Source organism: Streptomyces fragilis, assembly GCF_003112515.1.
Lineage (GTDB): Bacteria > Actinomycetota > Actinomycetes > Streptomycetales > Streptomycetaceae > Streptomyces > Streptomyces fragilis.
In genome coordinates this window covers 1-1,195 of sequence record NZ_BEVZ01000019.1, presented here as the reverse complement: position 1 = coordinate 1,195, position 1,195 = coordinate 1, and the positions used below count along the sequence as shown (strand labels likewise).

Here is a 1,195-nt window from a genome sequence, read left to right as displayed (position 1 = left end):
TGAGCTGGGGGTGGCCGCAGAGACCAGCGAGAAGCGACTGTTTACTAAAAACACAGGTCCGTGCGAAGCCGTAAGGCGATGTATACGGACTGACGCCTGCCCGGTGCTGGAACGTTAAGGGGACCGGTTAGCTGGCTTTCGGGCCGGCGAAGCTGAGAACTTAAGCGCCAGTAAACGGCGGTGGTAACTATAACCATCCTAAGGTAGCGAAATTCCTTGTCGGGTAAGTTCCGACCTGCACGAATGGCGTAACGACTTCTCGACTGTCTCAACCATAGGCCCGGTGAAATTGCACTACGAGTAAAGATGCTCGTTTCGCGCAGCAGGACGGAAAGACCCCGGGACCTTTACTACAGTTTGATATTGGTGTTCGGTTCGGCTTGTGTAGGATAGCTGGGAGACTGTGAAGCTCACACGCCAGTGTGGGTGGAGTCGTCGTTGAAATACCAGTCTGGTCGTGCTGGATGTCTAACCTGGGTCCGTGATCCGGATCAGGGACAGTGTCTGATGGGTAGTTTAACTGGGGCGGTTGCCTCCTAAAGAGTAACGGAGGCGCCCAAAGGTTCCCTCAGCCTGGTTGGCAATCAGGTGTTGAGTGTAAGTGCACAAGGGAGCTTGACTGTGAGACCGACGGGTCGAGCAGGGACGAAAGTCGGGACTAGTGATCCGGCGGTGGCTTGTGGAAGCGCCGTCGCTCAACGGATAAAAGGTACCCCGGGGATAACAGGCTGATCTTCCCCAAGAGTCCATATCGACGGGATGGTTTGGCACCTCGATGTCGGCTCGTCGCATCCTGGGGCTGGAGTCGGTCCCAAGGGTTGGGCTGTTCGCCCATTAAAGCGGTACGCGAGCTGGGTTTAGAACGTCGTGAGACAGTTCGGTCCCTATCCGCTGTGCGCGTAGGAGTCTTGAGAAGGGCTGTCCCTAGTACGAGAGGACCGGGACGGACGAACCTCTGGTGTGCCAGTTGTCCTGCCAAGGGCATGGCTGGTTGGCTACGTTCGGGAGGGATAACCGCTGAAAGCATCTAAGCGGGAAGCCTGCTTCGAGATGAGGACTCCCACCCACTTGATGGGGTAAGGCTCCCAGTAGACGACTGGGTTGATAGGCCAGATCTGGAAGCCCGGTAACGGGTGGAGGTGACTGGTACTAATAGGCCGAGGGCTTGTCCTCAGTTGCTCGCGTCCACTGTGTT

The 1,195-nt window shown here is 56.8% G+C and carries 1 rRNA gene; it reads left to right on the top strand.

Annotation, left to right across the window (positions count from 1 at the left end):
- Positions 1-1,173, top strand: a 23S ribosomal RNA gene (locus Sfr03f_RS30090); the annotation flags it as partial.
- Between the last annotated feature and the right edge of the window lie 22 nt (positions 1,174-1,195).